Below are 16,091 nucleotides of genomic sequence, written 5' to 3' on the forward strand. Positions count from 1 at the left end.
TAATGAAAAATATATTGTATCTCGAGTTATTTCTCATAACTCTTGTTCCCATAGCTATTAGTTCTTGCGATATAGATGACGTCTATAAAAAAGAACAGTACAAAAAAGTGATAGCTTTAGTCAGTAACGAAGATTATAATGTTTTCCCGGTTGTGCATGATTTATATGACCCCGAATCAACCGGATATGTGGGAGCATCTTGTGGGGGAACACACCCTTCTGATGAGATGATATACCTCTCTTTGTCTTTAAACACAGAGGTCATTGAAAAATTCAATATCAATAATTATGATGTCGACATTTCGAAGTATGCCAAAATGTTGCCTGAAGAAATGTATACAATAGACTCCTATGAGATCAACATCCCTGCTGGTGATTATTCTGGTCGAATGAAGATCAGTGTTCGCCCTGAAGGTTTATCTCCTGATTCTATCTATTTTATTCCGTTGAAGATATCCAATTCCACCTATGAAGTAAATCCGGATAAAGACTATGTGCTTTATAGGGTACTCATAAAGAATAAGTGGGCCACACAAGAATCAATTACAAATTATACGATGCGCGCCATCCGGAATACCACACAATTACCCGGCACCAAACGAATGGATCCCATCAGCCGTAATAAAGTAAGAGTGATGGTGAGTAATGTCGCATTCGAATCTGATTTGGATAAAATTGAGGCAAATGGCATGTATCTTGAAATTGGTGAAGATAACCGGGTTACTATAACTCCCGTAAAAGAGCTTCAAGTGACCCAGATTGATGGAGATACGGAATATCCTAATATTTACCGTGTCGATGACGATGGCTATAAACGATATCATGCTTTCTTATTGCATTATTCTTATAAGCAAGGGACCGATACATTTGAGATGAGGGAAGAGTTAAGGCTTGAAATCAAAGATAACCTGTTTTAATTGTCTGATTAAGCATTGGGGTATAAAAAATAGACTATTGATTATTCAGATGGAACAGGCATAATAATTGTTCATAACCAAAAATATGATTGATTATAGGCAAATTCCATCTGAAACCCCAATATAAAACGTTAATAATATGAGAAGGATAAATTATATTTTGGCCATTTTATGGGTTTTACTGGTTTGTACTTACTTTTCCTGCCAAGGAAAATCAGATGAGTCATTTTTGAACTTCACTATTTCTTCTGAAGAACTGGTCTTTTGGCCCGAAGCATCTTTTAAAACAGTCCAGGTATTCAGCAATACGGAATTTACAGCTTCATCAGACAAATCATGGTGTTCAGTTGAAATTATACCCGATAAAGAACAAAATCTTAAAGTAACAGTTGAAAAATATGATCAATTAAATGAAGAGCGTATTGCTCATATTGAGGTTGAATCAAAAGGGAAAAAAAAGTATATATTAGTAAGACAAACAGCCGTAAAATCTGAACTTACGGTAAAAGAAGAACAAGTTCTTGTGAATGAAAACAAAGGGCTTACTTTCTCGTTAGAAATAAACAGTAATGTGCTTATTGATTTCGTTTTACCCGATTGGATCGAAATGACATCAGAAAAGCCAAAAACTAAGGGAAAACAAATTTGCTCGTTCAAGGCTACACCATTGCCATCCTCTCAATCGGAGCGTGAAGGAAAAATTATTGTGTATGCAAAAGATAGCATAACTTTCAAGAATCAAGTTGCCATACCGGCGCGACAATATAGTGCCGTTGAGCTACGTGTTTTGACGTATAATATCCATATAGGAATTGATATGGACAATAAGCTGAATCTCGAAAAAACAGCCAAAGTCATCAAAGACCTAAACCCGGATATTGTGGCCCTTCAGGAAGTTGACCGATTTACAGACCGGACAAACCAGATCGATCAACCAAAAGTGCTGTCGGAACTTACCGGAATGTATGTGATTTTTGGAAAAACAGTAGATCGTAGTGGAGGTGATTATGGCATTGCTATTCTTTCAAAATTTCCAATTGAAAGTTCGGAATATACAGAACTACCCAATACCGATCCAGCTAAATTGGAAGACCGGGGAGCTTTGAAAGTTAAATTGCATTTGAATGAGGAAAACACATTGTCCTTCATTTGTACACATTTTTGCCATGAAAGTGAAGCCCGACGAATTTTGCAGGCTAGAAAAATAAATGAACTTTTTGTATCGGATGATGACGAAATAATAATACTTGGCGGGGACTTTAATGCTGCCCCTTCCGCTTCTTCAATAGCCACACTCAAAGAAGAATGGTTCGATTCAACCAGTAAAGAGTTCACTTTTCCGAGTCCAAAGCCAACAGTTAAAATCGACTACATATTTTATCGGGGTAATGACGCTTTACAAGTGAAGGAGACACAAGTCGTGCCGGACTTAGTCACCTCAGACCATCGTCCCGTACTGACCGTTTTTGAATTGTTGCAAAAAAAATAGTTTATATGAGTTATTCACGTAGAAAATTTTTAAAGACCGCAGCCATGGGGGGCTGCAGGCCTTACCATTGTACCCAATACTATTTTGGGCAAAGCAAGAAGATACACTTCTCCCAGTGACAAACTGAATATCGCCGGGATCGGAGTGGGAGGAATGGGATGCCGTAACCTGGCGAACATGAAGACAGGGAATATTGTGGCACTCTGTGATGTCGACTGGAGATATGCCGCCAAGACGTTCAAAGACTATCCTGATGCCCGACAGTTCAAGGACTGGAGAATAATGTTTGACCGGATGGAAAAATCGATCGACGCCGTCAGGTGGCCGAGTGGGTACAATCGGGAGTGATCGGCGATGTGTATGAAGCCCATTGCTGGACAGACCGCCCTATCTGGCCACTTCAATCTTATACTTCTTCCCTTTCATTTTTTCATCCCGGATATTCGTCAGCAGCGTTTTTACGACGGATGCACGGACGGCAACAAAAGAAACAAAGTCTTTCACTTCAATCAGCCCCAGGTCGGATTTGTCGAGTTTTCCTTTTTGCAAAAAGAAACCGACAATGTCACTTTTATTCAGTTTGTTCTTCTTGCCTCCACTTACATAAATCGTTTGGTATTCGGGGGGATCGGGTAGGGGATTGTCTGCTGCAACCGGTAAGACATCCAAAGTACCGGAAATATAATCGGGCAGCTTATCTTCTTTGAATTGTATAATATAGGCGGTTCCCGAAGCATGCATCCGCGCAGTACGTCCGTTACGATGAACGAATTCACTCTCCTTGACCGGAAGATGATAATGGATTACATGCTTCATCTCGGGGATATCCAGCCCCCTGGCTGCCAGATCGGTAGTCACCAGGTAATGCAGACTTCCGTTCCTGAACCGTACAAGGATCCTCTCCCTGTCGTCCTGGTCCATGCCGCCGTGGTAATAGCCGGTCTCGATTCCTTTCCTGTGCAATAAACCGCTGATACGTTCGGTGACTTCCCTGTGATTGCAAAAGATCAGTGCCGGTTCTGAATTGAGGGAGCAGAGAAGATGGAACAAAGTATCGATCTTGTCCTTTTCCGGGGACAAGACAAGCCTGACCGAAAGGGCCTCGTTTTTCTCCTCTTCTGTATAGTCAAGCGTCACAGGCGATTCCATTTTTACAAAGTCCGGAATTTCTATGTCGGATGTGGCTGAAAGAAGGACTCTCTTTTGTAAGCGCGGCAGTTGCCCGATGATTGTATTCATTCCATCCCGGAAACCCAACTGGAGGGATTTGTCGAATTCATCCAGCACCAAGGTTTTGATGGAGCCGGTATCGAACGATTTCCTTTCCAGATGGTCGGTCAACCGCCCCGGTGTGCCGATCAGCAACGCCGGGGGACTGCTCAGGTTTTTCAGTTCGGTATCCATAGCATGTCCGCCATAACAAACGTTTACCTTGAATTTTGTTCCCATCTTTTTCCATACCTGCTCAATCTGAAGGGCCAATTCCCGTGAGGGTACGACAATCAGGCATTGTACTTTTGCGATGCTTTCATCCAGTAACTGAAGCACAGGCAGGAGAAAAGCCAGTGTTTTCCCTGAGCCGGTGGGGGATAATAACAGCACATTCCGTTCCTTGATGATGGCATGGCGGGCTGCTTCCTGCATCTCATTCAAGCTCTCAATCCCCAGACCGGATAATATGTTTTTATTTTGATCTTCTTCTTTCATGGCACAAAGATAAGCGTTATCGGGGGATTACAATTTCCCCGTAATATCATAGATCTCCTTGATTTTTGCAAGCTCTCCTTCAAAATCGAAATGGAGATCATGGAGCCGGGCATCTTCCATATCGAACACCCATCCGGCCACTTTGGGATATCCGTTTTTGTAGTAGGACTTTTGTATTTCAGCCATTTTTAATACATTACGGCATTGTTCATAGACATTGATTTCAACGAAACGCCGGTACCTGGCTTCCGTATCTTCAATGGTGTTGAGCGCTGTTTGATGGAGACGATATACATCCCGTATACTCCGTAACCAGGGATTAAGGATCCCATAATCCAGATTCTGCATGGCCGCTTGTATGCCCCCGCAACCGTAATGGCCGCAGATAATGATATATTTTACTTTGAGATGCTCCACACCATAATTAATGACTGAAAGTGCGCTCAGGTCGATGGAGTTCACCATATTCGCGATATTACGGTGGATAAAGACCTCTCCCGGCTTCAATCCCATCACCTGGTTCGGATGCACCCGGCTGTCGGAACAGCCGATGTACAGGAAATCAGGATGTTGTTCTGCAGCTAACAGTTCAAAAAATCCGGGATTTTCTACCTTATTCTTTTCTATCCATTTACGGTTGGCTTCAAATATTTGGTTATACTTTTCCTGATCAGACATATCAATGAATTTTGAGTAATGGAGCCGGGAGAATTATTGGATATTTCAAACAATTTTATCGGCAAAAAAAATAATATAAATAACAGAGGAAGAAGTATCCCTCAATACCTTAATGGTAGGCTCATTATCTCCATACCATTTTTTCAGTGATTTCTTTAATATGGCAAGTCCGTCCTTTACCTTGTAAGAGGCAGTCCTTTCATCAATCTTTAGTTCTACGGCAATTTCCTTTGTCGAATAATCCCTTCGCCAACGCAGGGTACACACCTCCTTGAGCGTTTCAGGAAGCTCCTGAAGCAAACGGTCTATTAATGAATGAATTTCCTGGACATTCAATTCTTCCTCCACATGGCAGTAAGGTTGACTGTCCTTTGCTTCATCAGAAAGGGGATAATGCTCGAAAGCACCTGCCATCTCTTTTTTGATGCTGTTCAGTATCCGGTGGGTAAAACAACGCAGAAGAAATTGCTTTGCCAAACCCTGTTCATCCGTTTTTATTTTTTCAGGTTCCTCCCAGACCGAAAGCCAGAAGTTTTGCAAACAATCCTCCGTCAGTTCAATATCAGCTACACGGGTATATGCCCATTTATATAACAAACGGTTATATCTTGCATAAAATGCTTCAAAGGCCAATTTGTCCTTTGTTGATATGGCGTCTAACAATTCTTTATCGGACATATCCCAATTCTCTGGTTCTAATGCTTGCAATTTCGACGCAAAAGTACAAGAATGATATTACAAGACGGTTAAATGCGGAATTTTCGTTGTTAAACTATCATAAATAAAAAATTATTTGATGAAAGAGAAAAATATTTTCAAAACATATAATATTGTTTTTCAACTATATATACTTGGCGTAACAGCTTTGAATGGAAAATGTAACATTTTCGTTGCCCGAAAAAGCGGTTGAGTTTTGTATATCTATATAGAGGGGTAGATGTCATGCCCCGTAAAAAAGAAGACAGCCATCATATAACAATATATTGAATGAAGAAAGAAGACGGAAGTTATTGGGAGGCATTGGAGAGGATTACAAGATTATTCGACAGGTATGATAAATATACCCTTGATGAAAAGTCTCGTGAAAGCCTTGAAAAATGGAATCCGGAAGATTTGCCCGAACGGATCGAAGTCACCGATGAGATACTCGACAGGGGGTGTCAGCGTATCACGGACGGGGTTTTTCCTAAATTGGAGCCCCGCAAATCGGAGAAAGTGGAGAGAGAAAGGCGTATTCTCCTTGCTCCCCTTTATAAATATGCGGCAGTGGCTGCGGTGCTCCTTATAACGGCATTCTCCGTGATATATTTCGGCGATATTGGCAAAGGCAGCAAAAAAGAGCCGGTGGCCAACAATGAAGGGAGTAATAACATGATCATCTTATCGGCAGAAGACGGGATAAGGCACGCAACACTCCCTGACGGTACCTCGCTATCAATTAATAAGGGCAGTAAGGTCAGCTATGATGAACAGGCGTTCAACAGGAAAAAGCGGGAAGTGTGGATCGAAGGGGAGGCTTATTTCGACGTAGCCAGGAATCCCGAAAAATTATTTATTATTCATAATGAAAACCTGCAAACCGTCGTAAGAGGTACCAGTTTTAATGTGAAAGCATATGAAGAGCTTTCCGAGATGAGCATTGCCGTGAGGACAGGTAAAGTGGAAGTGCAGGAGAATGACAGGATTATTGCAACGCTTACACCTAACCGGCAACTCGTTTATGCGAAATCCGACGGAAGTGTGCGCGAATCTACCATTAGTTGGGAGGATGCGGGTGCATGGATGGATAGCAGGCTCGTACTGCAAAATGCCGGTATTGACGAGTTTTTATTAAGGGTCAGGCAACTGTATGATATAGAAATCATATTGGACAATGATGTGTTGCGAAACGAAAGGGTCGTCGTCTCGTTTGAAAAAAATGCGGGTTTCGCACAGGTAATGGATATGGTCTGTTTGCTTTACAATGTAAAATATAAGAAGATCAGCCCTGAAAGGGTGACTATATATAGGTAAAAAGATTATTCCTCCCATAAATTGAAAGTATTTTCTCATTCCACGAATGGGACAGTTATTTCCCTGTGCCTGGGGATAAGGATATTTATCGACTTAAACAATTAATTAACAAATAGATAATAGTTTTTTCATCATCAAATTTTTAATTTTATCAATGGAACAGAAATTCAATTCAATCCGGTGGGTATTCAGCCTGCTTGTTATTGGCCTCTTGTTTTGCCCTGCCAGTATGTGGGCACAAGGTCCGGGAACAAAAACATACCCACATGAAACGCTGGCTGCACGGGTTATCAAGCTATCTAAAGACTACAAAGTCAATGTGATGTACAATCCCGGACAAAAAGATATTTCCGTGCCGGAACTTACAGTAAATGCACATGACATTAATGGAGTTCTGGATAAAACGCTTGCCTCTACCGATTTTACCTATAAAAAGACTGCGGAAACTTCGTATGTCATAGTAAAGAAAACAAATGAATCACAACAAGAAGCCTCCGGCAAAGGTATCCTCTCCGGCGTAGTTCTTGACGAAAAAGGAATCCCCGTTATCGGGGCCACGGTGGTGGTGAAAGGAACAACGACCGGTACGGCCACTGACGCCGACGGCAAATACACTTTGACTCAACTTCCGGCAGGAACGACCACTATCCAGATTAGTTTCATGTCGTACGAAACCCTGCAAGTAAACGATGTAAAGATCGTGGCAGGCAAAACCACCCCTCTGGACGTGGTTCTGAAAGAGGCTACACAGCAGCTGGGCGAAGTGGTGGTAACGGCGACCTACGGACAGGCCTCGGCAAATGGACTCTATGCCAAGCAAAAAAACATAGCGGCTATGAGCGACGGAGTCAGTGCCGATATGATCAAAAAGACCAGTGACAATAATGTGGCACAAGTTCTGAAACGTGTATCAGGAGTTACTATCGATAACGGTAAATATGTAACTGTGCGTGGTATGAGTGAACGCTATAATAATGTACAGCTAAACGGCAGTTCGCTGCCCAGCACCGAGCCTAACCGCCGTAACTTTGCTTTCGATGTGATTCCTTCCGGTCTGGTGGATAACGTGACTATCAGCAAAACCTTTACTCCTGATATGCCGGGTGAATTTACAGGAGGACTCGTCGAAGTAAACACATTAGCCGTTCCAGATGAAAAATTCCTTAGTTTAGGTACCGGGACAGGGATGAACACGATCAGTACGGGAAAAGATTTTTACAGTACTAAACGCTTCGGCTCCGACTGGTTCTTTGGTGAAATTGACAAACGAAAATGGTATTCAGGAGGGGATGAAGCCGCTACCGCACAGAATATCATTAATGCAGGACAAAAAAATACCTATGGTTTTGGTAGATATAAAGCTGCACCAATGCAGAATTACAGTCTTACTGCAGGGCTTCCTTTCAACCTAGGGAGAAGCTCTCTGGGAGTTGTCGCAGCCTTGACTTACAGGCATGAAGAGAATACGGAGGAAATCCTGGAAGCGAATATGATTACCCGTGACAGTATCTTTAAGCCATCGGGTAAAGGTTCATACCGTTATAAAGCAGCCACAAGTATTGGAGCTGTGCTGAATACCGGTTGGCGGATGGGTGGGCACAGCATTACATGGCGTAACCTGTTTAACAATCGATTCAATCATACCAACCAACAACGTTATATCCACAAATATTATGAAAATTATAGTCTGGTGGAACAATACAGCGTACCCTTGGTAAGCAGTCTTTGGCAAACGCAGTTGGATGGTAAACACAATCTTTTCGCAGGCAAGTTAATTGCGTCTTGGAATGCTTCTTACAACGATATTACCCGAACCAATCCCGATGACCGGATGGTTCAGGGCTCTATCGTAAGTGAATCCGCAAATCAGGTTAGCTTAATTGATTGGGGGTGGTCTACAAATTACGGCAATAGCTTTAATGTGGGGAGTGGGCATATCATGTACAGCAAGCTACATGAGACAAAGAAAAATATTGGAGCGAGCCTTGAACATCCTTTCATTATACAAGGCAATCGTCAAAGCATAAAGATAGGATACATGGGAGCATTTCGCAAAGCTAATTTCGAGCAACAATATTTGAAAGCAATGAGAGATTATAATGCTCCCAATCAGGGAGATATAGGACTGCCTATAGATGAGTATTTTGCTTCGGAACGTTTTGGAGGGAATCCGTTAATATATGAGCTTTCCGGGATGCAAGGAACCAAGGCCGACTATTATGAGGGGGGACAAGATATCCATTCCGGCTATCTGATGGGCGACTTCAGTTTTTTGAGAAAATTACGCTTGGTTGGTGGCCTACGGATGGAGAAAACAGACATGCATGTAACGACTGAGATGTTGGAAAAAACAATAGGCGGAGGGATGATAGATAGTACAACCGTTATCAAAAAAACAGACTGGCTACCTGCGGCAACCCTAATCTACAGCATGACACCTGAATTGAATGCCCGGGCTTCATATAGCAAAACCCTTGCCCGTCCCGATTTCAGGGAGTTATCCCAATCCAGCTACTATAACGTAGATGACCGTGTATGGGTAATAAATGGTTCAGGTATTGAGCAAAGCCGTATCCATAATTACGATGTCCGGGTAGAATGGTATCCACGTCCGGGAGAAGTATTATCCGTCAGCTACTTCCATAAGAAATTCATCAAACCGGTGGAGATGGTTATGCGTATGCTAAGCGATATGCAGAATTTTGAAATGTACAATATGAACCTGGACAATTCCACGGCTAAAGGCATGGAATTCAACTGGCGAAAAGGATTAGGTTTTATTTCCCCGGCACTACGGCATCTTTATTTTACAGGTAACTACACATGGATGGAAGCCAATGTAAAGTATAATCAGGAAAAATTATTAAATCCGAACATAGAAGATTCTAATCCTGACTTCGACCGTGATCGTCCTTTACAGGGTTTGAGCCCCTATACCCTTAATTTAGGGCTTGCATATGAAGGAAACATTATCGGTGCTGCCATCAATTATAACCGTAACGGACGTAAGCTGGTCTATGCCGGAGAAGAAACAAAATATGACCAGTATGAAAATTCGCGAGATGTATTAGACCTGCAATTTTCAACCCGTTTGATGAAGGACCAACGTCTGGAATTAAAATTCAATATTTCCGACATTTTTAATCAGGATATCATCGTATATCGAAATACCCGGATAGTAGAATATACTGCTGAAAATCCCGATCCGGAAACAGGAAAATCGGGAGCCGTTTACATGGATTTAACAGGTGACATGAATTACAATAAAGGGGATTATGTTATGAGCCGGATAAAGAAAGGAATCAACCTTTCATTAAGCGCAAGTTATAAATTCTAAAATGAGACAAATTATGAAAAAAATAATAAATTATATAGCAATTGCTCTTGTTTTATTTTCTGTTGTGAGTTGTAATAGCGAAGAAGACTTAATTAGCGAAATTGATGGATTTTATACATTAAGTGCTGATTTCGTTTCGCCCGCGAACATCAGAAGTAATTATGATATCCTGTTTAATAGCGATACAATAAAAAGTATATATTATATAAATAGAGCAGATCCAACCGGAAAACTAACGGTTTTTGAAAAAGGAAATAAAGAACCAGTTTATACGGAAGAGTTGACTTTGACAAGCAATAAAAATATCCAGTTTATTAAACTTGGGAATAAGATAGATACTTACTCTGAAGATAAGTACACTAAATTCAGTTTGGATATAAAATGGGCTACACATGAAGAACGTGATAAATATAAGGCTACGTTTAATGGATTTGAATTAAATACCGAGCAGGGTAATATCAATTATGTATTGACAGAATCATTAACGGGCATATTACAATTAAAAAAGGTAGATGATGGATATTTAGTTATTGATAGAGAAATTACTGTGGAACCAAATGGAACGTTTACATTCTTACAGTTATCATCGATTGAATTTTTAGCTATGCCTCCGGGAGATGAGGATGATCCCGAATCAAATGATTACAAAAAGATAAGAGTGTACTACACCTTAACAGACGATTTGACAGAAGAGTCGTATACAATTAAATTCTATACCTTCGATTCATGGATATACGATAAAGAACAGGTCGTATATAGTGGTTATGAATTTGAAATTAAAGTAGGGGAATTATCTCCCTATATTTTAGTATACGGACGTACCTTTGAGAACGAAAATGGTGATGGCGGACCAGCTTTCATTACATACGATCTTATTGCAAAAGACGGGACTGTAGTCAGGAAACATGATCCCAACCAAACAGGAATAACCTTTAATGATCAGGATTGGTCCGGAGATTATTTGAAATATTTAAATAAATTTGAGACCTACAATATCAATTTTGTTGGAGCTGGAACTTTAGTCTTAGAGGAAAAGTGGTAATTGATTATTTTCTATATTCTTATTATAAAATCATATAGTATTCCACAACCCTTGCCAGTTTGAAGTGGCAAGGGTTGTTTTCAAGGTAGTCAATATCTATAAATGAAATTCTACATATGGGATTAGCGCATTAAAATGAGAGGAATTGAGAAACGAAAACATGAACATCTACTGCAATGTTTGGAAGAACTCCGCCTGCAGGGCTTACCTTCGTTATCAGTTCAATGACAAACATCGTTTCTCTTTAGGTGCGCAAATGGAAAGGATCATGGCAACTGTTATCTCTTTTCCAATCTTATCAAGTGGCCGGAAAAGGAAAAAACGGAATCTTATTTCTTCTCCTTTATCATCTGCTCCATAAGAGCGCTTTTCTCTTTCTCCAGTTCGATTATACGTTCATATAACTGGTCTTTTTCCGAATAAACTTCTACTAACTTATCCAATGGATTAAAAGTTAAAGATTGAGTATTGACATTCTTATTTTGAATACTATGGTCATAGAAGTAAGTACTGCCTTCCAGCAGGGATTCATCCACCATATTCCGGATAAAGGATTCGTCTATCTCTAAAACTTTGGCATATACTGCTATAGTCGCATCATCAAGTTCCTGACGTTTTTCCAATTGAGATACAGCTTGTTGAGAAATTTCTAAGTCAATGGCAATCGCTTCCTGTTTAATGCCCTTGGCTTCCCTGAGCCGCTTTGCATTTCTACCTTGATGGACACTCTTTTTATCGTTTTCCGTATTATTCATAACTGACTCAATTTGAATTTTATAACAAAAAAAATAGAAAATAGAAGATGAAGATAATTTTATAAGAAGTTATACAACTTGTATGCCTCCTTGTACAACTCGCCTTACAATTGTAAGCTTTTTGCATACGCTTGTGCGAAACATTTCAATATAACGCAAAGTTTCATTGTTTTTTCATTCATTTGCATTATTAAACTATGAGTATCTGCCAAGAAGGCACATTTCAAAGTTAAAAAATTCACCTTTGAATATCTTAAATAAACTAAGAGGGGTAAAGTTACAAAGAATATCTAAAACTTAAACAAAAACATGTATGAAAACATAGAAATTAAAAAGAATGAGTATTTTTGTACCGTTTAATACGGTACGATTTACATAGCGCTTTTTTGGTCTTAATCATCGAATCCGCAAAATTCAAACACGAGACCAAAGAATGGAAGCGCCCTTAGCAATAAGGGCGTGGACATTGTCGTATTCTCGTGTGAAGGCCCTTGCGGAGCCTGATGATAGGAATAGACAATCGTCCGCGCCTCTTTTTTATATCCCCGCATATACTTTAGAGCAAATCGAATAAGATTTTAGAAGCCTGATTATTAAAACACTGGTTATCGAAGTTTTATTCCTTCATCAACAGAATATCTATTTATTCTACGCACGTACGACTGTCTAATACCGCACCGGGGTTCAGTTATCTGAAAACTCTTTCCTCTTTCTGCCTGCTTTAGCCGGAAATACCTATTTAATTCAAGTTTTGCAAGTTATTAATCCGCCTATAAAATGAGATTGGGATATGACAAACTGGCGAAACTACAGCATTTAATTTTTCAATAAACAGCCGAAAAGGGTTATACCGTTTACAACGATACAAATCCACCGTCGGCCTGTAATATAAACAGATACACCATCATGATAAATGAAGCTGAATTTGACAAAACGAATATCCGATTGACTCGGTTGTGCAGGTACACACCTGTGAATCATTTTTTAATTATACTAAATCAATAGAGATGAGAAAAACAATCATGTTATTAATTTTGTGCGTCTTTTCCCATTCGTTAATCGCACAACAAGTAACGATAAGGGGAAAGGTATTGGATGCTGATGGGAACGCCTTGCCCGGAGTTACTATTGTTGTTGTTGGAACCACAACGGGTACGACAACAGATATCGATGGAGATTATGTACTCAATAATGTGAAAGCAGGAAGTACCCTGCGTTTCAGTTTTATGGGTTTTGTTTCTCAAGAGTTTGCGGTTGATGCTAACAAACCGGTCATCAACGTGATCATGTTGGAGGAAACGAGCATGCTGGATGAAGTCACAGTGGTTGCTTTCGGAACACAGAAAAAGGAAAGCGTGGTCGCATCGATCACCACCGTCAAGCCTTCCGACCTGAAAATGCCGACGAGCAATCTTACTACCTCGTTTGCCGGACAGATTGCCGGGATGATTTCCTACCAGACTTCCGGTGAACCGGGCGCGGACAATGCGGACTTTTTCATCCGTGGGGTCACTACATTCGGTTACAATGTGGATCCTCTTATTCTGGTGGACAATATTGAAATTTCGAAAACGGAACTGGCCCGTATCCAGCCCGATGACATAGAGAGTTTTTCCATTATGAAAGATGCCGCGGCAACTGCCCTTTATGGGGCAAGGGGCGCCAACGGCGTGATCCTGATAAAGACCAAAGAGGGACGGGTAGGGCGTGCCCAGTTGAATGTCAGGATCGAGAACAATATCTCACAGCCTACCCACAAGATAAAGCTGGCCGATCCCATCACCTATATGAGAATGCATAATGAAGCATTTATCACCCGTGACCCGAGGGCTCCCCTTTTATATTCGGACGACAAGATAGAGAATACCGAACGGGGCTTGTATCCTCTCTTGTATCCCGTAACCGACTGGCGGTCGGAACTGATGAAAGATTATTCTACCAGCCAGCGGGTAAACCTGAATATACGGGGAGGGGGTAATATCGCCCGTTATTATGTGGCCGCAGCCTACACAAAAGATGGCGGCATCCTGAAAGTCGACTCCCGCAATAACTTTAACAATAATATCAACCTCGATATATATACCTTGCGTTCGAACGTCAACATCGACCTTTCCAAGACAACCGAGTTGAAAGTAAGCCTCGACGGCACGTTTGAAGATTATAGCGGCCCCCTTAACAGCGGATCGTCGATGTACGGCCTGATCATGAAGAGCAACCCTGTCTTGTTCCCGGCCTTCTATCCTATCGATAACGATCATAGATACGTCACCCACACCCTCTTCGGCAATGCAGAAGACGGACAATACCTGAATCCTTACGCCCAAATGGTACGGGGTTACCGGGAATACAATAAATCCATCATGGGGGCGCAGATCGAGTTAAAACAGGATATGGATTTTCTGGTAGACGGGTTAAGTGTCAGGGCATTGTTCAATACCAAGCGGGAAGCGCTCAGCGCGATTTCGCGATCCTATTCTCCCTACTACTATAAACTGGGGGAACATAATTATCTGACCGGTGACTATCAGGTAGATATCATCAATCCGGACGCCAGCGGAGAAAGCTTGCAGTCCTATGTTGAAACACCTTCGGTGGTAAATACCACTTATTTCGAGTCATCGGCCGTTTACAGTAAAAATATCAATGAATTACACGACATCAATGCACAACTGGTATTCACAATGCGCAACAGGACCGTTCCCGCTACCGACGATGATGTTTTTACGGTACTGGGATCACTTCCCTACAGGAATGTGGGACTTGCCGGAAGGGCTTCCTATGCTTATAAGAGCAAATACTTTGTGGAAGCGAACTTCGGATATAATGGCTCCGAGCGTTTTTCCAAGCAGCACCGTTGGGGATTCTTCCCGTCGATCAGTGGTGGCTGGATGATGTCGAACGAGAAGTTCTTCGACCCGCTAAAGAAGGTGGTCACACAGCTGAAGTTACGCGGTTCTTACGGGTTGGCGGGTAACGACAATATCAGCGACCAGCGGTTTCTTTATTTATCGGATGTCAGCCTAACCGGCGGAAGCGGATACACGTTCGGTTATGAGATTGATGGTTATTCACGTCCCGGAATGGTGATAAGAAGGTATGCCGATCCTGAGATTTCGTGGGAAGTATCCCACAAAACAAACCTGGCCATGGAATTGACACTTTTTGATGATTTCAATGTCATTTGGGAGTATTTCACCGAGAAACGTAAGAGTATATTACAGGAGCGCCGTACGATCCCCTATTCGATGGGGTTGTGGGTCAATCCGAATGCGAACCTGGGAGAAGCGAAAGGAAGAGGTACCGACTTTTCCCTTACCCATAACTATGTAGGCGGGAATTCCTTCTGGATGCAGTCGAGGGTGAACTTCACCTATGCGGTGAGCGAATACACCAAATACGAGGATTACGACTATGATAGCGAATGGTGGAAACTGCGGATAGGCAACTCCACTACCCAGCAATACGGCTATATTGCCGAACGGTTGTTCATTGACGAAGAGGACGTGGCCAATTCCCCTACCCAGTTCGGCAGCACGCAGGTGATGGCCGGTGACATCAAATACCGCGACCTGAACGGGGACGGCGTCATCAACGACCGGGACATGGCGCCCATCGGGTATCCTACCACGCCGGAAATACAATATGGTTTTGGGGCGTCAATGGGCTATAAGTCCTTCGACTTTTCATTCTTCTTTAACGGGGTCCACCGCCGGTCGTTCTGGATCGATTACAACGCCACTTCTCCTTTTTTCAATACTACCGGCGTAAACAATACGCCAGGAACTATTGTGGGAAATAATGCCCTCATGCAATTTATCGCAGACAGTTACTGGAGCGAAGCCGACCGGAATCCTTACGCCACCTGGCCCCGATTAGCGACGGCACTAAGCCAGGTAAATCATAATAACCAACGCAATACATGGTTCATGCGTGACGGGGCATTCCTCCGGTTGAAATCCCTGGAAGTGGGTTATACCCTTCCCGAAAACCTGGTATCTAAAATGAAAGTAAGCAATTTACGTGTCTATCTTTCCAGTTCCAACCTGTTTTCCATCAGCAAATTCAAGCAATGGGATGTGGAAATGGCGGGAAACGGACTGGGTTACCCCATTCAACGAACCTTCAATGTGGGACTGAATATATCATTTTAAAA

At 41.8% G+C, this 16,091-nt stretch carries 10 protein-coding genes and 1 pseudogene; 7 read left to right on the forward strand and 4 right to left on the reverse strand.

Translation table 11 applies throughout. The annotated features are described in order from the left end of the window. The first annotated feature begins 2 nt into the window (after positions 1 to 2). The 3 genes and pseudogenes from ABV001_RS08445 to ABV001_RS08455 all read left to right on the forward strand — a co-directional run. The gene (locus ABV001_RS08445; RefSeq protein WP_352422389.1) at positions 3 to 917 is read left to right on the forward strand and encodes a BT_3044 domain-containing protein; all 915 of its coding nucleotides are present in this window, start codon (positions 3 to 5) and stop codon (positions 915 to 917) included. A gap of 139 nt (positions 918 to 1,056) precedes the next feature. Then, on the forward strand, positions 1,057 to 2,406 hold the full coding sequence (locus tag ABV001_RS08450) for an endonuclease/exonuclease/phosphatase family protein (RefSeq protein WP_294082378.1): 1,350 nt from the start codon (positions 1,057 to 1,059) through the stop codon (positions 2,404 to 2,406). A gap of 5 nt (positions 2,407 to 2,411) precedes the next feature. After that, positions 2,412 to 2,804: pseudogene (locus ABV001_RS08455) on the forward strand (twin-arginine translocation signal domain-containing protein); the annotation flags it as partial. Here ABV001_RS08455 and ABV001_RS08460 read toward each other — a convergent pair. The 3 genes from ABV001_RS08460 to ABV001_RS08470 are packed head-to-tail and all read right to left on the reverse strand — an operon-like array spanning position 2,794 to position 5,469. Then, positions 2,794 to 4,113 (reverse strand): DEAD/DEAH box helicase, encoded by a 1,320-nt coding sequence (locus ABV001_RS08460; RefSeq protein WP_352422390.1) that lies wholly within the window; start codon positions 4,111 to 4,113, stop codon positions 2,794 to 2,796. The pseudogene ABV001_RS08455 and the gene ABV001_RS08460 sit on opposite strands and share 11 nt — an antisense overlap. 27 nt (positions 4,114 to 4,140) lie before the next feature. Continuing rightward, on the reverse strand, positions 4,141 to 4,791 hold the full coding sequence (locus ABV001_RS08465; protein WP_352422391.1) for a carbonic anhydrase: 651 nt from the start codon (positions 4,789 to 4,791) through the stop codon (positions 4,141 to 4,143). A 45-nt stretch (positions 4,792 to 4,836) separates the two neighbouring features. Then, positions 4,837 to 5,469: an RNA polymerase sigma factor gene (locus tag ABV001_RS08470; protein ID WP_352422392.1), complete on the reverse strand. Its 633-nt coding sequence runs from the start codon at positions 5,467 to 5,469 to the stop codon at positions 4,837 to 4,839. Between the two features lie 309 nt (positions 5,470 to 5,778). Here ABV001_RS08470 and ABV001_RS08475 point away from each other — a divergent pair, with 309 nt between their 5' ends. The 3 genes from ABV001_RS08475 (at position 5,779) to ABV001_RS08485 (ending at position 11,183) form a co-directional block, all read left to right on the forward strand. After that, positions 5,779 to 6,804: a FecR family protein gene (locus ABV001_RS08475; protein WP_352422393.1), complete on the forward strand. Its 1,026-nt coding sequence runs from the start codon at positions 5,779 to 5,781 to the stop codon at positions 6,802 to 6,804. Positions 6,805 to 6,958: 154 nt separating this feature from the next. Next, complete coding sequence (locus ABV001_RS08480) at positions 6,959 to 10,141, forward strand: TonB-dependent receptor domain-containing protein (protein WP_352422394.1); 3,183 nt, start codon at positions 6,959 to 6,961, stop codon at positions 10,139 to 10,141. Positions 10,142 to 10,154: 13 nt separating this feature from the next. Further along, on the forward strand, positions 10,155 to 11,183 hold the full coding sequence (locus tag ABV001_RS08485) for a hypothetical protein (protein WP_352422395.1): 1,029 nt from the start codon (positions 10,155 to 10,157) through the stop codon (positions 11,181 to 11,183). 329 nt (positions 11,184 to 11,512) lie between these two features. Here ABV001_RS08485 and ABV001_RS08490 read toward each other — a convergent pair whose 3' ends face one another. Next, on the reverse strand, positions 11,513 to 11,938 hold the full coding sequence (locus ABV001_RS08490) for a helix-turn-helix domain-containing protein (RefSeq protein ID WP_352422396.1): 426 nt from the start codon (positions 11,936 to 11,938) through the stop codon (positions 11,513 to 11,515). A 1,007-nt stretch (positions 11,939 to 12,945) separates the two neighbouring features. Between ABV001_RS08490 and ABV001_RS08495 the strand changes: the two genes are divergently transcribed. Then, the gene (locus ABV001_RS08495; RefSeq protein WP_352422397.1) at positions 12,946 to 16,089 is read left to right on the forward strand and encodes a SusC/RagA family TonB-linked outer membrane protein; all 3,144 of its coding nucleotides are present in this window, start codon (positions 12,946 to 12,948) and stop codon (positions 16,087 to 16,089) included. The last annotated feature ends 2 nt before the right edge of the window (positions 16,090 to 16,091 follow it).

The organism is Proteiniphilum sp., assembly GCF_040307845.1.
In the GTDB taxonomy this organism is placed as follows: domain Bacteria; phylum Bacteroidota; class Bacteroidia; order Bacteroidales; family Dysgonomonadaceae; genus Proteiniphilum.

Coding starts and splice junctions, on each gene's coding strand:
- ABV001_RS08480 (WP_352422394.1), top strand. CDS start 6,959: ATGGAACAGAAATTCAATTCAATCCGGTGGGTATTCAGCCTGCTTGTT.
- ABV001_RS08475 (WP_352422393.1), top strand. CDS start 5,779: ATGAAGAAAGAAGACGGAAGTTATTGGGAGGCATTGGAGAGGATTACA.
- ABV001_RS08490 (WP_352422396.1), bottom strand. CDS start 11,938: ATGAATAATACGGAAAACGATAAAAAGAGTGTCCATCAAGGTAGAAAT.
- ABV001_RS08495 (WP_352422397.1), top strand. CDS start 12,946: ATGAGAAAAACAATCATGTTATTAATTTTGTGCGTCTTTTCCCATTCG.
- ABV001_RS08485 (WP_352422395.1), top strand. CDS start 10,155: ATGAAAAAAATAATAAATTATATAGCAATTGCTCTTGTTTTATTTTCT.
- ABV001_RS08445 (WP_352422389.1), top strand. CDS start 3: ATGAAAAATATATTGTATCTCGAGTTATTTCTCATAACTCTTGTTCCC.
- ABV001_RS08460 (WP_352422390.1), bottom strand. CDS start 4,113: ATGAAAGAAGAAGATCAAAATAAAAACATATTATCCGGTCTGGGGATT.
- ABV001_RS08450 (WP_294082378.1), top strand. CDS start 1,057: ATGAGAAGGATAAATTATATTTTGGCCATTTTATGGGTTTTACTGGTT.
- ABV001_RS08470 (WP_352422392.1), bottom strand. CDS start 5,469: ATGTCCGATAAAGAATTGTTAGACGCCATATCAACAAAGGACAAATTG.
- ABV001_RS08465 (WP_352422391.1), bottom strand. CDS start 4,791: ATGTCTGATCAGGAAAAGTATAACCAAATATTTGAAGCCAACCGTAAA.